The organism is Rhizobium sp. CFBP 13644, from assembly GCF_014842165.1.
Lineage (GTDB): Bacteria > Pseudomonadota > Alphaproteobacteria > Rhizobiales > Rhizobiaceae > Agrobacterium > Agrobacterium tumefaciens_C.
Map to the genome: position 1 here is coordinate 72447 of NZ_JACYVF010000002.1, position 18475 is coordinate 90921.

General features: G+C 57.9%; 11 protein-coding genes. 1 reads left to right on the forward strand and 10 read right to left on the reverse strand.

Annotated elements, in window-relative coordinates; translation table 11 throughout:
- Nucleotides 1–64: 64 nt before the first annotated feature.
- The gene (locus IFT53_RS05460) at nt 65–1435 is read right to left on the reverse strand and encodes an APC family permease (RefSeq protein ID WP_192067108.1); all 1371 of its coding nucleotides are present in this window, start codon (nt 1433–1435) and stop codon (nt 65–67) included.
- A 492-nt stretch (nt 1436–1927) separates the two neighbouring features.
- On the opposite strand from IFT53_RS05460, the gene IFT53_RS05465 reads away from it, so the two are divergent.
- The gene (locus IFT53_RS05465; protein ID WP_192067109.1) at nt 1928–4021 is read left to right on the forward strand and encodes a methyl-accepting chemotaxis protein; all 2094 of its coding nucleotides are present in this window, start codon (nt 1928–1930) and stop codon (nt 4019–4021) included.
- Nucleotides 4022–4030: 9 nt separating this feature from the next.
- Here IFT53_RS05465 and IFT53_RS05470 read toward each other — a convergent pair whose 3' ends face one another.
- The 9 genes from IFT53_RS05470 to IFT53_RS05510 all read right to left on the reverse strand — a co-directional run bounded on the left by IFT53_RS05470 (nt 4031) and on the right by IFT53_RS05510 (nt 18473).
- Nucleotides 4031–4519 (reverse strand): MaoC family dehydratase, encoded by a 489-nt coding sequence (locus IFT53_RS05470; protein ID WP_192067111.1) that lies wholly within the window; start codon nt 4517–4519, stop codon nt 4031–4033.
- Between the two features lie 92 nt (nt 4520–4611).
- The gene (gene glgX, locus IFT53_RS05475; protein WP_192067113.1) at nt 4612–6561 is read right to left on the reverse strand and encodes a glycogen debranching protein GlgX; all 1950 of its coding nucleotides are present in this window, start codon (nt 6559–6561) and stop codon (nt 4612–4614) included.
- Between the two features lie 253 nt (nt 6562–6814).
- The gene (locus IFT53_RS05480; RefSeq protein WP_192067114.1) at nt 6815–8446 is read right to left on the reverse strand and encodes an alpha-D-glucose phosphate-specific phosphoglucomutase; all 1632 of its coding nucleotides are present in this window, start codon (nt 8444–8446) and stop codon (nt 6815–6817) included.
- Nucleotides 8447–9886: a glycogen synthase GlgA gene (gene glgA / locus IFT53_RS05485; RefSeq protein WP_192067116.1), complete on the reverse strand. Its 1440-nt coding sequence runs from the start codon at nt 9884–9886 to the stop codon at nt 8447–8449.
- A gap of 5 nt (nt 9887–9891) precedes the next feature.
- Nucleotides 9892–11154: a glucose-1-phosphate adenylyltransferase gene (gene glgC, locus IFT53_RS05490; protein ID WP_192067118.1), complete on the reverse strand. Its 1263-nt coding sequence runs from the start codon at nt 11152–11154 to the stop codon at nt 9892–9894.
- Between the two features lie 69 nt (nt 11155–11223).
- The gene (glgB, locus tag IFT53_RS05495) at nt 11224–13431 is read right to left on the reverse strand and encodes a 1,4-alpha-glucan branching protein GlgB (RefSeq protein ID WP_192067120.1); all 2208 of its coding nucleotides are present in this window, start codon (nt 13429–13431) and stop codon (nt 11224–11226) included.
- Nucleotides 13431–15893, reverse strand: coding sequence for a glycogen/starch/alpha-glucan phosphorylase (locus tag IFT53_RS05500; RefSeq protein ID WP_042617605.1), 2463 nt, complete (start codon nt 15891–15893; stop codon nt 13431–13433). The genes glgB and IFT53_RS05500 overlap by 1 nt, the downstream gene beginning before the upstream one ends.
- Before the next feature lie 225 nt (nt 15894–16118).
- Nucleotides 16119–17405, reverse strand: coding sequence for a vWA domain-containing protein (locus tag IFT53_RS05505; RefSeq protein ID WP_244656541.1), 1287 nt, complete (start codon nt 17403–17405; stop codon nt 16119–16121).
- 186 nt (nt 17406–17591) lie between these two features.
- Entirely contained in the window at nt 17592–18473 is an 882-nt protein-coding gene (locus tag IFT53_RS05510; protein ID WP_192067123.1) for a transglutaminase family protein, read from the reverse strand.
- Nucleotides 18474–18475: the final 2 nt, after the last annotated feature.

Genomic DNA, 18475 nt, shown 5'->3' on the forward strand with positions numbered 1-18475 from the left:
CCGGAATTCCGATTTATCACCGTGGGTATGGAATGCAACCATGCCCACGGCGTATTTGCGTTCTTTAAACTGCTTTACGCTGCATCTTCATGAAGCTGATCGTGGCAAGCCATAGCAGCACGCCGATGAAGAGCAACACACCAGCGATCGAATATTGCACCGGGTCGCGGCCTGTCCATGGGCCGACGAGGAAGAAGCAGCTGGCGGCGCCGATGATCGGGATGATGGTCGGGGTACGGAAATGCTTGTGCGCCACCTTGTCCTTGCGTAGCACCAGAACCGCGATGTTGACGATGGTGAAAACGCCCAGGAGCAGAAGCGCCGTCGTGCCGCCCAACGCTGGCACGCCGCCTGCGAAAGCGATGAGGCCGATGGCGATGACGGATGTGAAGACGATGGCGATATAGGGGGTCTGACGCGCCTTGTGGACCTTGCCGAGCGCTGGCGGCAGCACGTTTTCGCGGCTCATGCCATAGATCAGGCGGCTGGCCATCATCATGTTGATGAGCGCGGAATTGGCGACCGCAAACATTGTGATGACACCGAAAATGCCGATGGGGAAGTTTGGCGCACCGGCTGCGACGACTTTCAGCAAGGGCGTTTCGCCTTCGCCAAGCTCGGCTGCGGGAACAAGCGTAATGGCCGATATGGCAACGAGAATGTAGATGACGCCTGTTATCGCAAGGCCACCCAGGAGCACCTTGGGGAAAATGCGCGAGGGCTGCTTGCACTCCTCAGCCATATTGACCGAATCCTCAAAGCCGACCATGGCGAAGAAGGCGAGGGTCGTGGCGGCAACGACCGACCACATGACGCCGGTATCGCCAGCAGGCTCAAATGTCCAGACGCGTGATACATCGCCCTGACCGTTGCCGATGGCCCAGAAGCCAATGCCGATGATGATGAGAAGGCCGGTCAGTTCGACCACCGTCAGCACCACATTCATCTTCACGCTTTCGCCCACGCCGCGAAAATTGATGAGCGCGATGGCGGCGATGAAGGCGATGGCGACACCGGTGACGCCGAAGGCACCGAAATCAAACCCGGTCACTGTCGTGAAATTGGCGGCAAAGGCGCGCGATGCCGTGGCGGCGGACGTGACGCCCGACGACATGACGGTGAAAGCCACCAGAAACGTGATGAAATGCACGCCAAAGGCCTTGTGCGTATAAAGTGCTGCACCGGCGGCCTTGGGATACTTCGTCACCAGTTCCAGATAGGAGCAGGCGGTGAGCAGCGCCACGCCAAAAGCAATGAGGAAGGGAAGCCAGACAACGCCGCCGACTTTTGCGGCAACCTGACCCGTTAGCGCGTAGATGCCGGTGCCCAGAATATCACCGACGATGAACAGGAGCAGAAGGCCGGGGCCGATGACCCGCTTGAGCTCCGTTTTCGGCTCGGACGTATCGTCGACCTGCGTGACCGGTGTTGCCATGAATTTTTCCCCCTCAAATCATGTTTCCTTCAACGCAGAGTGCGCTGACGGGTTCCGGGCTTTGGGCGAGAAAAGTTGCGCACAATGCATGTTTCCTCAAACGGTTCACAAGAAGAGTATGAGGATGGAGACATCCGATATGGAATTTCGGTTTGGAATTGGGGTCGGAATTCCGATGTTTCGACGCGGGGCACCGATTGCAACCATGCAGAGGAAACGATTCGTTTGTGTTGTGTGGTGATCGCTATCTCAGAAAGTAATGCGAAGAAGTTTTATTGGTGAACTTTCAAAATCGATTGACGAACTGCAAGCTTGATGACGTCTAAGACTGGTAATTTGATAATTTTATCGGTTTTTTCTGTCGTTTCTCCGTAATTCCAAGGTTATTCGGCAAATTCAATCTGTAGTTTAATAGTTTATTTATCCAGCGGAGTAAACTGTCATAAAACTGTCATAAAACTTTCACAATCGACCGTAAGCGAGGAAATGCCAATGTTTCTTTTGAGGTTTTCTATTGCTGCCCGCACATGGATGCTGGCGTTTTTTTCTCTGCTTGGAATGTTGAGTGTTGGATTTCTGTTCTGGGATGCTCAGGAGTTTGAAGAACACACAGAAGAACAACTCAGTTTTTCAAAGAAGATATCCGATCAGGTGACGGAAGCTGGATATCTCTTTCAAAATCTTCGTTTGAGTGCAGGACGGTTTTTACAATCGCCGACGGAGGAGCTTGAAAAGCAGGTGGATGCCCGCCACGCCAAGCTTGTTGCCGCGGTGAATGCCCCTTTGGCCGCGCTTGCGCCTGATACCTCCGAGGCAAAGCAATTGGTGCTTTTGCGCCAGCAGGTGGATGTCTATGGCGCAGCGTTCAAGCGGCTGGCTGGAACCACGCGGGAGCTCGGCTTTACGGCGGATGATGGTTTGCAGGGCCAGTTGCGCGGCGCCATCCATGCCGTGGAAAAGATACTGACCGGCAGTAACAATCCTACTGTGGAAGTTCTGCTGCTGAAAGCCCGCCGCTATGAGAAGGATTTCATGCTGCGCGGTGAGCAGAAATATATCGAGCAGCTCGACAAGAGTGTCGATGCCATGGAGGCGCTTCCCGCTTCCACCTATGCGGCGGGCCAGAGCGCGGATATTTCGGGTCTGTTGGAAAAATATCGCAAGGCTTTTCATGATTTTGCAGAGCGGTCGGTTTCCCAGCGCACGATGACGGAAGAGCTGCGGCAGATGGAGCTGCGACTTGATCCGCAATTTGAAGCGCTGAGGCAGTCTCTTGCTTCAACGCAGGCGGCAACGGAGGCTGCTGCCACTGCCGATAATGCCCGCCGGATGCTGATTCTGATGGGCACGCTTGTGGTTGCCGCTGCGGTGCAGCTGGCTCTGGCGGTTATTGTCGGTCGCTCCATCGTTCGTCCTTTGCGCGGACTGACCCAGGCCATGAGCCATCTGTCCGCCGGGCAACTGGATGTCGATATTCCCGGCAAGGGAACGGGTCACGAGTTGGGAAGCATGGCGGAAGCCATGGAGATTTTCCGCTCCAATTCCCTGCTGAAGGAAAGCCTGGAGGCAGAGACGATTGCACAACGCGCGGCGGCCGAGCGAGAACGCCACGCCAACGAACGGCAGGCGCAGCAGCGGGTTTCTCAGCTGGACCACGCAACGGCCCTTTTGGGGCAGGGTTTGCAGGAACTGGCCAATGGCAATCTGGCTTTCTCAATCGAAACGCCGCTTGCGCCGGAATTCGAGCGTTTGCGGCAGGATTTCAACCGCTCCGTGGCAGAGCTGGCCAATACGCTTTCCACCGTGGTGGAGGCTGCCCATTCCATCGATGGAGGTGCGGGCGAAATCAGCGGCAGTGCTGCCGATCTTTCCAGCCGAACGGAACAACAGGCTGCCTCGCTTGAGCAGACGGCGGCGGCGCTCGATCAGATCACGACCAACGTTCAGGGTTCCACCCAGCGTGTGCAGGATGCGCAGGAAGTGGCCGGGCAGGCGCAGCAAAGCGTGGCAGATTCCGCCAAGGTTCTGGCCCGCATGACCGAAGCCATGTCGCTGATTGAAAGCTCATCGCAGCAGATTACCAGCATCATCACTGTTATCGACGAGATTGCCTTCCAGACCAATCTTCTGGCCTTGAATGCCGGTGTGGAGGCGGCGCGTGCTGGGGAGGCGGGCCGTGGCTTTGCCGTCGTTGCGCAGGAAGTGCGCGAGCTGGCACAGCGCTCCTCCAAGGCGGCCAGGGAAATTCGTCTGCTGATCGGGCAATCGGGCTCTCATGTGCGCGGCGGTGTGGAACTGGTGACGGACACGACGCAGGCGCTTGGCGAGGTTCAGGTGCATATTCAGACCATCAACGAGCACATGGCCTCCATCGGCATTGCAGCCAAGGAGCAATCGACCGGCCTTGCCGAGGTCAATGCTGCGGTCAACCAGATGGATCAGGTCACCCAGCGCAATGCCGCCATGGTGGAGGAAGCGACAGCCGCAAGTAACATGCTGGCGCAGGAAAGCAAACGTCTGCGCGAGATGATCAGCCGCTTTGCTTTGGCTGATAAGCGGCACGGCCAAGTGCGCAAAGCGGCATAAGGCGCGCGCTCAATCGTCTTCTGGCCTGTCTTCCGGGTTGAACTGGCTGATGGTGGTCCAGCGGGCGGTGAGGGCGGGTTTTTTCTCGTCTTCGATTTCCACGGTCACGTCATAGGTGGTCATTAGCATGGCTGCGCCGCGAAAGCGGGCTTCGGCGAGGGTGAAATGGCCGCGAATGCGGGCGCCGCTTTTGACCGGGGCGACGAAGTGAAGTTTGTCGAAGCCGTAATTGATGCCCATGGTCTGTTCGCGGATCTTGGGCAGGGCGCTGTAATTCATGGCAGACAGGAGAGACAGGGTCAGAAAGCCGTGGGCGATGGTGCCGCCGAAAGGGCTCTCGGCTTTCGCCCGCTCAGGATCTGTGTGGATGAACTGGTCATCCTGCGTTGCCTTGGCAAAGGCATCGATCATGGCTTGATCGACGGTGATCCAGTCGGACACGCCGACTTCTGTATCGACAAGGTCTTTGACCTCGGACAGAGAGATTTCCTTGGGCATGGTTGCTCTCGATGTTTGTTATCTCAGGGGTAGTGCCAGCATATTCAGTCGGACTGACTCTAACGAACAACAGGCTTTTTGCAACGCAGCAATCAGCCCTGCCGGTAGAACACCACCGAGCGGGCCGGGAGATAGGCCGGGTTGCCGAAATCCGTGCCCATGGGCTGCCATTGCCCCGGTAGAGTGAAGGGCACGATATCGTGGCTGCGGTTGAAAAGGATGGCAAGGCGTGTGGCCTCACCCGTTTGCGCATCATGGGTTTTGAGCAGCATAGCGAGCGGTGTGCCGTCAGGTCTTTCCCAATCGGCCACCGTCATTGGTTCGCCGGATGGTGAGAGCCACTCCACATCGTCGCTCAGGCTGGAGAAGAAGCCCGCCTCGCTGAAGACATCGAAGCGTTTGCGCAGGGAGGCTAAAAAGGCCGTGTGCTCGATCAGTTCCGGCGACAGCGAAGACCAATCCACCCATGTGATGGCATTGTCCTGACAATAGGCATTGTTGTTGCCCTGCTGGCTACGACCGCCTTCATCGCCCGCTGTCAGCATGATGGTGCCACGGGTGACGAACAGGGTGGAGAGCATGGATTTGATGTCTGCAGCCCGGGCAGCCTGGATCGACGGATTGTCGCTCAGGCCCTCGACGCCATTGTTCCAGGAGAAATTCTCATTGTGGCCATCGCGGTTCTCCTCGCCATTAGCGCCATTGTGCTTGTGGCTGTGGGAGACGAGGTCGTAGAGCGTGAAACCATCATGGGCGGCGAGGAAGTTGATGCTTCGGGTTTGCGTGCGGTTGTGGCGAGAGAAAATGGCGGATGAGCCCGCCAGCGCATCGGCCAGCGCGCCGGTGGTTGCGGCATCGCCGCGCCAGTAGCGGCGCAGATCATCACGGGCGCGGTCGTTCCATTCGAGAAACTGCTCGGGGAAATTTCCGAGCTGATAGCCGCCGGGACCGATATCCCACGGCTCGGCAATCATCACACGGTCATGCAGCAACGGATCGGCGTGAATGAATTTCAGGGTCTCGCTATCCGCATGGAAGCCTGTGGCGGTGCGGGCGAGAATGGGGGCGAGATCGAAGCGGAAACCGTCTATGCCTGCATGGGCTACGAAGTGCCTGAGTGTTTCAACGATAAGCTGGCTAACCTGCGGATGGTCGCAGGCCAGTGTGTTGCCGGTGCCGGTATCGTTGACCAGCGTGCCGGGATCATCAGGCAAGTTTCGATAATAGGTGAGGTTATCCAGCCCGCGCAGCGACATAGTGGAGCCGAAGCGGTCGCTTTCGCCCGTGTGGTTGAAGACGAGATCGAGGATGACGCCGATACCCTCTTCGTGCAAAGCGGCAACGGTATCGCGCAATTCATCCATGCCACCGGGGCACAGGCGCGGATCAAGCGCCATGAAGCCGACGGGATTATAGCCCCAGCCATTGGTGAGGCCGAGCGGGGCCAAGTGGCGCTCATCGATCCAGGCGGTAATAGGCATCAGTTCGATGGCATCGACACCGATGGTCTTGAGATGTGCGATGATGGCGGGGTGGGCGAGTGCTGCGACCGTTCCCCTGATCGTCTCGGGCACATCGGGATGCAGCATGGTAAGCGGCTTGACGGCCACCTCATAGATCAGGCCACCGCGCGAAAACAGCGGCGCTTGCCGCTCTACGGGCTTGTACTGGGACACGATGGCTTTCGGCATGACGGCAGCGGTGTCGGCACCAAAGGTAAACAGCGCTGCATCATGGGCGAAAGGTCGATCGATCTCGGTGGCATAGGGGTCGAGCAGGAGTTTCGACGGATCAAACCACAGGCCGTGGTCTGGCGCATAGACGCCATCGGCACAAAAGCCGTAGCGGGTGCCGATGGGAGCATCTGTGGTGAGGCGGTGGATATCGTTTTCATCGCGCTGCATGGGCAGGCGGGCGGTCTGGATATTGCCGGTGGCGTCGAACAGGCAAAGGTCGATCTGGGAGGCGTGGCGGGAATAGACGGAGAATGCCGTGCCGTTAGCCGTGAGGGTTGCGCCTGATGGGTAAACGGTGGGGGGCATCTCGCTTATTCTCCAATATGTGGAAGCCAGCGGCTGGGTTACCTCTCCTCTTGTGGGAGAGGAAGAAAAATCATGATCTTAGCAAAGCTAAGTCATAGATTTTTCAGGTGAGGGGTCCGTTGAGGGTGCGGCAAACCCCTCACTTGCGATTTCTAGCACTTAAGCTGCGCTTAAGACGCTGAAATCGCTTTCTCTCCCACAAGGGGAGAGATACCGAGCATGCCGCACCCTCAAGGCCTATGACGACCGTTGATCACGTAATCACAGTCGGTGCATCGCGGCCCGTGTGCGTCTTGATGCCAGCAATCGTGTCGGCCACCGAGATCAGGTCGGCGAGTGCCTCCTGCGTTTCGATGTTGTGGCGCGATGCGTCTGCCTCGTACCGTTCGACATAAAGGCGGAGAGTCGCGCCCGATGTGCCGGTGCCGGAGAGGCGGATGACGATGCGGGAGCCGCCTTCGAAGAGGATGCGGATTCCCTGGTTCTTGCTGACGGACTGATCGACCGGATCATTGTAAGCGAAGTCATCGGCAGCCTTGACCTTCAACGCGCCGTAGGTGGTGCCGGGCAGGGTGGCCAGCTTTTCGCGCAGGATGGCGACAAGCGTGTTGGCGGCGTCGCTATCGACTTCTTCATAGTCGTGGCGCGAATAATAGTTGCGGCCATATTCGGCCCAATGCTGCGTCACGATATCCTTGACGCTTTCCTTGCGGGCGGCAACGATGTTCAGCCAGAACAGCACGGCCCAGAGACCATCCTTCTCGCGCACATGGTTGGAACCGGTGCCGAAGCTTTCTTCGCCGCAGACGGTGACCTTGCCAGCATCGAGAAGATTGCCAAAGAATTTCCAGCCGGTTGGCGTTTCATACATGCCGATGCCGAGCTTTTCAGCCACGCGGTCTGCCGCCGCACTTGTCGGCATGGAGCGGGCGATGCCGGAAATGCCCGCGGCATAGCCGGGTGCCAGCGTCGCGTTGGCAGCAATGATGGCGAGGCTGTCTGACGGTGTCACGAACATGCCCTTGCCGACCACCATGTTGCGGTCGCCGTCGCCATCGGAAGCCGCGCCGAAATCAGGGCCATCGGCGCTCATCACGTCGTCATACATTTCCTTGGCATGAACAAGGTTCGGGTCCGGGTGGTGGCCACCGAAATCAGGCAGCGGAATGGAGTTGCGCACCGAACCGGCAGGCGCGCCGAGGCGCTTTTCAATGATTTCGACAGCGTAAGGACCGGTGACGGCGCTCATGCTATCGACCACGACCTTGAAGCCACCGGCGATGAGTTCGCGAATGGCTGCGAAATCGAACAGCTCTTCCATGAGGGCTGCATAATCGGCCACGGGATCGATGACCTCGACGGTCATGCCCGCAACATCATAGGTGCCGATCGTATCCAGATCCACATCGGCAGCCTGCGCGATGCGGTAGGTTTCGATGGCCTTGGTGCGGGCGAAGATGGCGTCGGTGATCTTTTCGGGTGCGGGGCCGCCATTGCCAATATTGTACTTGATGCCGAAATCTTCGTTCGGGCCGCCGGGATTGTGGCTGGCTGAGAGAACGATGCCGCCGAAGGCCTTGTATTTGCGGATGATGTGCGAGGCGGCCGGTGTGGAGAGAATGCCGCCCTGACCGACCAGAATTTTGCCGAAACCGGCAGCAGCGGCCATCTTGATGACCTTCTGGGTGACTTCGCGGTTATAATAACGGCCATCGCCACCAATCACCAGCGCCTGTCCGGCAAAGCCTTCCAGGCTGTCGAAGATCGACTGGATGAAGTTTTCCGCATAGTTTTCCTGAGCAAACACAGGCACTTTCTTGCGAAGGCCTGACGTGCCAGGCTTCTGGTCCTGAAATGGTTTTGTCTGAACAGTGGTGATCGTCATTTATTGGCCTTTCGAAATGAGCTGGGCGTAAAGGTCGGCATAAAGGCCTGCACTTTTTTCCCAGGAAACGTCCGATTTCATGCCCTGCTTCTGCATCTGCGTCCATAATTTTGGTTCGCGATAGAAGCGCACGGTGCGGCGAATGGCATGCCGCAAACCGTCAGCGGTGATGGAGGAGAACTGCACGCCGGTTGCGACCTTGGCAGCAATGGCGGCGTGGTTGGCATCGATGACCGTATCGTTCAGCCCGCCATTGCGGGCCACGACCGGAATGCAGCCGTAGCGCAGGGCATAAAGCTGGGTGAGGCCGCAGGGCTCAAAGCGCGAGGGAATGATGATGGCATCACAGCCCGCCTGCATGAGGTGCGAGAGCGGCTCATTGTAACCTATGGCAACGCCGACGCGGCCGGGATGGCGCGAGGCGGCCGCCAGAAGCGCGCCTTCCAGCGAAATTTCACCAGCGCCGAGCACCACCAGACGGCCACCCATGGCGACGATATCGTCAACGACTTCGCTGACCAGATCGATGCCCTTCTGCCATGTGAGGCGCGAAATGACGCAGAACAGGGGTCCGCTATCCTGATCAATGCGGAAATGGTTTGCCACCGCCGCCTTGTTCAGCGTTCGCAGCTTGGGGTTGGCGGAGGAATAATTGTGGTTGATCAGGTGGTCGCTTGCCGGATCCCAGACCTCGGCGTCGATGCCATTGACGATGCCATGCATGACATGTGCGCGGCTTCTGATAACGCCTTCCAGCCCCATGCCGAATTCCGGCGTGAGGATTTCCTCGGCATAGGAGGGGCTGACGGTCGTGATGGCCGTCGCCGTCTGCACGCCGCCCTTGAGGAAGCTGACATCGTTGTAATATTCGATGCTCTCGGTGCTGAAGGCATGCGCGGGAAGACCGAGCTGGCTGAAAATATTGGCACCGAACTGGCCCTGAAAGGCTATGTTGTGGATGGTCAGGATACTCGGAATTTCCGGCGTCTCGGCATAGCGCATATAGACCGGCGCCATGGCCGCCTGCCAGTCATGGGCGTGCAGAAGGTCCGGCGTCCAGCCGGGCAGCTTGCCAGCGGCAATTTGCGCTGCCGCTAGAGACAGTGCCGCAAAGCGCTTCCAGTTATCGGCAAAATCCTTGCCGGTGGAATCGAGGTAGGGACCGGCGGGGCGATCATAATAGGCGGGCGCATCGAGGATGAGAAGGTCAAGACCTTCGTGATGGGCTTCCAGAATATCGGCATGTTCGCCGAGCAGTTCCATCTCGGCGATCTTGACGGCATCACTCACCGCAGCCTTTACCGCCGGATAGCCGGGGATGAGGGTGCGGGTGGTGACACCGAATTTATTGAGGGTGATGGGAAGCGCGCCGGCAACATCGGCGAGCCCCCCTGTCTTGATGAGTGGATAAACTTCGGACGCAACCGAAAGAACTTTCATGAGGTCTACAGATCCAGCTTGTCGATCATCGATTGGGTTATCAGGCAAATGCCGCTATCTGTGCGGCGGAAGCGCTTTCCATCCAGTTCCGGGTCCTCGCCAACGATCAATCCTTCCGGAATGACCACGCCATGGTCGATCACCACATTGCTGAGCTGCGCGTGGCGACCGATCTTCACACTCGGCAGTACTACGGCATTCTCAAGGCGTGAATATGAATTGGCTCTGACACCTGTGAACAACAGGCTTCGGTTGAGAGACGAGCCGGAGATGATGCAGTCACCCGCCACAACGGACGAGGTGGCAGAGCCGCGGCGCTTGTCATCGTCATGCACGAATTTGGCGGGCGGCAGAATTTCCGCGTAAGTCCAGATCGGCCAGGACTTATCGTAGATATCCAGATCCGGGACGATGTCCGTCAGGTCGATATTGGCCTGCCAGTAGGCATCGATGGTGCCGACATCGCGCCAATAGGGTTCATGCTCGAAATCCGAGCGCACGCAGGAGGCGGCGAAGCGGTGTGCGACGGCTTTGCCGTGCTCTACGATATGGGGAATGATATCCTTGCCAAAATCGCGGCTGGAATTTGGATCGGCGGCATCGCGGCGCAGACAATCCATCAGGAACTTCGTGTGGAACACGTAAATACCCATGGAGGCGAGCGCCATGTCCTCATTGCCGGGAATGCCCGGTGGGTCAGCAGGCTTTTCGATGAAGGCGATGATTTCGTCTTTTTCATTCACATGCATGACGCCGAAGCCGGTGGCTTCCATGCGCGGAACTTCAAGGCAACCGATGGTAACATCTGCGCCTGAATCCACATGCTGCTGCAGCATGTATTCATAGTCCATCTTGTAAATATGGTCGCCCGCCAGAATGACCATATATTCCGGGCCGTGGGATTCGATGATGTCAATATTCTGAAAGACCGCGTCGGCGGTGCCTTCATACCATTGCGTTTCGGACACGCGCTGGGAGGCGGGCAGAATGTCGAAGCTTTCATTACGCTCGGGGCGGAAGAAGTCCCAGCCGCGCTGAAGGTGGCGAATGAGGGAGTGCGCCTTGTACTGCGTGGCGACACCAATGCGGCGGATGCCGGAATTGAGCGCATTCGACAGCGCGAAATCGATGATGCGCGCCTTGCCGCCGAAATAAACGGCAGGCTTGGCGCGGCGATCCGTCAGTTCTTTCAGGCGGCTGCCACGGCCACCGGCAAGCACGTAAGCCATCGCATCGCGCGCCAGCGGCTGAATTCTTTTCTCACTCATAGCAATCCTCCCATAAAATTCCGTATGTTCCCACGATATAAGGGCGTCGATTTTGTGTTCGATGCCTTTTTAGTTTTCGAGCTCCAGCATGATCACGGCCAGCGGCGGCAATGTCAGTGTCGCACCAATTGTGCCGCCTGCATCCACAGCCTGAACGCGCCCGCCATTGCCCTTGCCGGTGCCGCCATAGATCTCGGCGTCGGTGTTGAGCACTTCACGCCAGCGACCGGCTGTCGGCAACGGCACGTAGAAATTCTCCCGGTAAACAGGCGTCAGGTTGGAGATAACGGCGACAGGCTTTTCGCCCGGTGCCAGACGCAGCCACGCCAGAACCGAATTTTCATGGTCATCAGCAATCAACCACTGGAAGCCTTCCGGCTCGCAATCGCGCGCATGCAGCGCGCCCTTGGAGCGGTACATGAAGTTCAGATCGCGCACGAGGCGGCGCATGCCCTCATGCATATGATATTGCAACAGGTTCCAGTCCAGCGAGGACTTCTCGCTCCACTCGCTCCATTGCGCAAATTCCTGACCCATGAACAGCAGCTTCTTGCCGGGATAACCCCACATGAAGGCGTAATAGGCGCGAAGATTGGCGAATTTTTGCCAGTCATCGCCCGGCATCTTGGCAATCATCGAGCCTTTGCCGTGGACGACTTCGTCATGCGAAATCGGCAGCACGAAATTCTCAGTGAATGCATAGAGCAGGCCGAAGCTGAGTTCCTGATGGTGAAACTTGCGGTGGACAGGCTCGCGCTGGAAGTAGCTCAGCGTGTCGTGCATGAAGCCCATGTTCCACTTGAAACCGAAGCCCAGCCCGCCTTCGTGCACCGGCTGCGAGACCTTCGGCCAGGAGGTGGATTCCTCGGCAATGGTCATGACGCCGGGATGATGTCCGTAGATCAGCGTGTTCATCTGCTGCAGGAACCGCACGGATTCGAGGTTCTCGCGGCCGCCATATTCGTTGGGAACCCACTCGCCTTCCTTGCGGGAATAATCGAGATAGAGCATCGAGGCCACGGCATCGACGCGCAGGCCATCGAGGTGGAATTTCTCGGCCCAGTAAAGCGCGTTGTTGACGAGGTAGGACATGACCTCGGAGCGACCGAAATTGTAGATCGCCGTGTTCCAGTCCGGGTGAAAGCCCTGACGCGGGTCGGCATGCTCGTAAAGCGCAGTGCCATCGAACCATTTCAGGCCGTGCTCATCGACAGGGAAATGCGCAGGAACCCAGTCGAGCAGAACGCCGATGCCGACCTTGTGGGCGCCGTTGACGAAGCGGGCAAAGCCTTCCGGCTCTCCGAAACGTGCGGTGGGCGCATAGAGACCGGTGGTCTGGTAACCCCAGGACGGATCATAGGGATGTTCTGAAATCGGCATGAACTCAATATGGGTAAAGCCCATGTCGGCACAGTATGGGATCAGCCTTGCGGCCAGCTCATCCCAGGTCAGAAACTCGCCGTTTTCACCAAGCTGCCAGGATGAGGCGTGGACCTCGTAGATGCTGATGGGCTGGCGGCGCTGATCGACGCTGGCCCAGTGCTTGCGGTGTGCATCGTCGCTCCATTCCTGAACCAGTTCTGGCGTGGTGACGGATGCGTTCTTTGGGCGAAGCTCGGCGCGGCGGGCATAGGGGTCGGCCTTGAGCGGCAGCAGATCGCCATGCGGGCCGATGATTTCGAACTTGTAGCTGCAACCGGCATAGACGTCTGGCGCAAAGATTTCCCAGATGCCGGTGTCCTTGCGAAAGCGCATGACGTGGCGGCGGCCATCCCAATTGTTGAAGTCGCCCACCACTGAAACGCGCCGGGCATTGGGTGCCCAGACGGCAAAATGAAAGCCCTCGACGCCTTCAAGCTTGAGAGGATGCGCGCCCATCTTGTCGAACAGGCGCAGATGCGAGCCCTCTCGCACGAGATAATCATCCATGGGCCCGAGAACCGGGCCGAAGCTGTAGGGGTCCGTCACCGCCCATTCGGCATCGTCGCGCAGCGCGCGATAACGGATGGGCTGGCGTTTCGAAAGCGTGATGGGGCCTTCGAAGAAGCCGTCGGCATCGGTGCGGACAAGCGTGCCCGCAACGTTGCCGTCCAGTGTCATGACGGTGATTTCTTCTGCACCGGGAATGAAACAGCGTGCCACAAAGCCGTCCGGTGCCTGGTGGACACCCAGGACGGCAAAGGGGTTGGAATGCAAACCGCTCTTGATTGCCTCGATCTCAGCCTTAGCGATAGTGCCAGTCTTTTTCTCTTCGGCAGCATTGAGCGGTTTTTTCATCAGGCTCTCCAGATTTCGGACGCATATTGCCGGATCGTCCGGTCGGACGAGAACCAGCCCATGCGCGCCGTATTGTGCACGGTTTTTTCGTACCAGCTCTTCGGATCGCTCCAGATCGTATCGACGTCCCGCTGCGCCTGTGCGTAAGCGTCGAAATCTGCGGCGACCATGAACCAGTCATTGTTGTAGATGCCGTCCATCAGGCCTGCAAAGCGCGAGGGGTCATCCGGCGAGAAGACGCCCGATGCGATGGATGACAGGGCTTGAGACAGTTCGGCGGAATTTTCGATGATCGCACGCGGATTGTGCCCATCGGAGCGGGCCTTGGAGACCTCTTCCGCCGTCTTCCCAAAGATCATGATGTTGTCTGCGCCGACATGCTCGAGCATTTCGACGTTGGCACCATCCAGCGTGCCGATGGTGAGCGCGCCATTCAGACCAAACTTCATGTTGCCGGTGCCGGATGCTTCCATGCCAGCCGTGGAGATCTGCTCGGACAGATCAGCCGCCGGAACCATGATTTCCGCAAGAGACACGTTATAGTTTGGAATGAAAACCACCTTCAGAAGACCGCGAACCGCCGGATCGTTGTTGATGACGCGCGCGATATCATTGGCGAGCTTAATGATAAGCTTTGCATTGTGATAACTTGGCGCGGCTTTACCAGCAAAGAACTTAACGCGCGGCACCCAATCCAGTTCCGGGCGCGAGCGAATTTGATCGTAAAGGGCAACGGCTTCCACGAGGTTTAGAAGTTGACGCTTATATTCGTGGATGCGCTTGATCTGGATGTCGAACATGGCCGATGGATCAAGGCGGATACCCATGCGCTGTGCGACCAGATTGGCAAGGCGCACCTTGTTCTGACGCTTGATCTGCGCAAACTTCTCGCGGAAGCCGGCATCGTCAGCAAAGGGGTCGAGGGCAACGAGTTTTTCCGCATCGTCCAGAAAATCATCGCCGATGGATTGGCGGATGAGGTCGGTCAGGCCGGGGTTGCACTGCATCAGCCAGCGGCGCGGAGTAATGCCGTTGGTCTTGTTGTTGATGCGGTTTGGGTAAAGCATGTGAAGGTCGGAAAACACCGTTTCCTTCATCAGTTCGGTGTGAAGTGCCGAGACCCCGTTGATGGAATGCGAGCCGATGAAGGCCAGATTGCCCATGCGCACGCGGCGCTCTCCACCTTCCTCGATGAGCGAGATGGAGCGGATCTGCTGATCCACCAGCTTCTTTTCCTTGCGGGCAAAGACCAGCGTCTGGGCATTGATCGCGTAGATGATCTGCATGTGGCGCGGCAACAGGCGCTCTAGCAATGGCACGGGCCAGCTTTCCAGCGCTTCCGGCAGAAGCGTGTGGTTGGTGTAGGAGAATGTGCCCTGGGTCAGCTTCCACGCTTCGTCGAAATCAAGACCATGCACGTCGCACAGAAGGCGCATCATTTCGGCGATGGAAATGGCCGGATGCGTATCGTTGAGCTGGATCGAGACCTTGTCCGGCAGGTTGGTGAAGTCAGGATATTGCTGCAAATGGCGGCGCAGAATGTCCTGAAGGGATGCCGACGAGAAGAAATATTCCTGACGCAGGCGCAGTTCCTGCCCCGCCGGGTTGGCATCGGCAGGGTAGAGAACGCGGGTCAGGGATTCTGCCTTGTTGCTTTCGCGCAGCGCGCCGATGTGATCACCGGCGTTGAAGGCGGCAAGCAGGATGGGGTCGATCGGCTGTGCTGACCAGAGCCGCAGCGTGTTGACGCGGGTGCCGCGCCAGCCGACGACCGGCGTGTCGAAGGCGGTCGCGATCATGCGCTCGGATGGCTTCCAGACGAACCGCTCAGGGTCTTCATATCCACCGACGGTTTCGACGCCACCGCCAAAACCGATTTCATAGGAGCTTTCGCGGCGCTCGAATTCCCATGGGTTGCCGTGGGCAAGCCATGTCTCGGGCAATTCCACCTGCCAGCCATCGGCCATCTGCTGGCGGAAAAGGCCGTGCACGTAGCGAATGCCATAGCCGTAAGCCGGAATATCGACGGTTGCCATGGATTCCATGAAGCAGGCGGCGAGGCGGCCAAGACCACCATTGCCCAGCGCCGCATCCGGTTCCAGCCCGGCAATGACGTCATACTCGACACCAAGCGAGGTCAGCGCTTCCTTGATCTGGCCCATCAATCCGAGATTGGAGATGGCGTCGCGCATTAGTCGACCAATCAGAAACTCCAGCGACAGATAATAAACGCGCTTGGAATCATGCTGGTAGGCCTTGCGGGTCGATTCCATCCACTTGTCGATAACGCGGTCGCGGATGACAAGAATGGTGGCTGTCAGCCAGTCATGCGGCTTTGCGACCTTGACGTCCTTACCGATGCGGTAGGTCAGTCGCTCAATGATTTCGGAAGCCAGAACTTCCGGTTCGGAGCTGCGCGGGGCGGGGCGGGGAAGATCGTTTGTTTCGAGTTTATTGATCATTGGTCGGTCAGCACCTTGTTGGGAGGATAGTGTCTGATTCTGTCGATCGGCGCGGCTGTCGTGGTTGCAATTTATGCACCGATACGCGGTCGTGGCAACAGCCGTTTTGTCGGAAACGTGAATGACTTAGAGAGTTAAGACATGCTTATAAACGCCGTGCGAAAACAATAAAAAACCACGCAAACCGGCGTGGTTTGCGTGGTGTATCAGAGGACAGTTAAAACTTTAGTTTGTAAGGCGGCTGACGTTTCCTGCGGCTTTCTTGGCGATATCGCCAAAGGCCGCGACAATCTCTTCCATATTCTCGGGCGCGTAGTAGTTGTCGAGGCTCGTGGCGCAGGCCTGAAGCAGAGACTTGCCCTTGTCCGGCGCCATGAAGGCAACCGTATATATCTTGATGTCATCAGCCTTGGCTCGGGCGCAGGTGGTTCGCACAGCATTGTCTACGAAAGAAGACCAGTTTGCGCTGTTGCCGGTCATTTCACCGTCCGTCATCAGCACGATGATCCGCTGGAAAGACTCGTTTCCGGATTCCTTGTGGGCGTTGGCTTCTGCCGGATTCGACGATTTTAGTGCTTCAAAGGCGGCGCTGAGCGCCCCGCTTGCGTCGGTGCCGCCCGTTGCCGAGAGCGCATTAACGTAGCCGCCCGATCTCTTGGTGCCCCAGTCCAGACCCTGCGTTGGCGATGCCTTGTCATTGTAAGCGATGGCGCTTGTTCTGACCAATTGGGACGCCGGATTTCCATTGGATTTATAGGTGGGGTCGGATGTGTTGAGAGTCTCGACGAGAAAGCTGACAGCCGTCTTGAGCGAGGTGATCTTGTCAACGTAGCAGGGGCGGGTGCTGCGCATCGGGTTTGGCCAGTTGACCGCATCATAGTTGGAGCAACTGTATTTGCTCTTGTCGACGGTGTCAGTTTTGAACGCCATGGATCCCGAGCGATCCAGGACAAGATACATGGACAGCGGCGCGCCATTGTTGAAACTGCTTTGCGATGTGCTGGTGGCGCTGAGCGTGATCGACTTAGCACCGATGAACTCCAGCATCGGATTGAGCGGCATCTGGTAATTGATGGTGGTGGAAACCTTGAAGCCGGTGCCCTTATCCGTCTTGAACCGGGATGTGGCGGTTCCGATTGCTACGCCAGCCGCCTTCTTTTCGACGTCGCTCAGAGCATTTGCTGCGAGGGCCGGGTCGAGCATTTTTTTGTCATCGTCACTCAATTCCTGCGCAAATTCAGAGGCGCTGAGAAATCTGGTCACTTCGGTCTTGAGCTCTTCATCGCTCTTTTCGCCGGCGGATTCGCGGAATTTCGTGGCAGCGGCAAGTGTTGCTGCGTCGGCGGCATTCTGCATATCGGATTTGACCTGAAGGGCTCTGGTGAGCTCAAGCCCGGCGCCCGCCACGCCCATCAGAAAGGGCAGCGTCAAGGCTGTCATGATTGCAAAGTTACCCTGCCGGTCGCGCAACAGAGCGCCCAGACGTGTCTTCATTCCAGCCCTGTTGAACATCATGTCCACCTGTTCAATTGTAACCCTTGTGAGAGGTCTACAGGCGGGTAATGTAGATTTTCCTAACGTTACGTCAGCAATTTTACGGAATGCTCGAAACGGCACATTTTTCTATTGAAAAACAGGGAGATGCGCCAAGCTGGCGCAGCGCGCTGTGCCATTTCGAGGCAGAGCTGTGCGTCTTGTCTATTCCTTTACGGGAATGACGTCGACGGCCTGCGTTGCCTGCTGGTTTCCGTAGCTTTTCAAGACACCGATGACGGGGGCGACATCGGAGTAGTCGCGACCGTAACCCACCACGATGTGGTCATTTCCTGCGACGATGTCATTGGTCGGGTCCAGCTCGATATAGCCTGTCGTTTCGCCGCACCACACGCGCACCCAGGCATGCATGGCGTCTGCGCCCTCCAGCCGCTCCTTGCCCGGTGGTGGGGTGGTGCGCAAAAAGCCGCTGACATAGCCTGCGGGAATACCGAGGCTGCGCAGCGCCGAAATCATGATATGCGAGAAATCCTGACAGACGCCGCGTTTCAGTTTGAAGGCTTGAGCGGGGGTTGTATCGACGGTGGTTGCCTCGCCGTCATATTTGAAATCCTTGTAGATGCGTTTGCAGAGCGCCAGTGCAATATCACGGATGGTCATGTCAGGCGTGATGATTTCGCGCGCATAGGCGGCAATCGCTGCGTCCTCGCCGATGCGCGGGCTGAAGCCTGCGAGATGATGCGGGGACTGCGCATCAAGCGACCAGACGGTCGCCAGTTCCCGTGGCAATCGCGACAGTGTCGGCGAGAAATCCGCCGGTAGTGACGCACTTTCGACCGAAACGCGGGCCTGCATGCGAATATCCAGCTTATCGTGCGGTGCGCGCAGAAAGACCGAGGTCGCGCTTTGCTCGAAAAAGTCGTTGAATGCGGTGCGCTCTTCCGGCGTGGGGGACACGCTGAGCGATCCGGCGATCAGCCGTTGCCGTCCGGGGATGGACAGGGGCATGACGCGAATGATGTGGCGCGCACCGGATGCCAGCGTATCATAGAGATAACCCATGTGCAGGTTGAGATCGTAAAGCATGG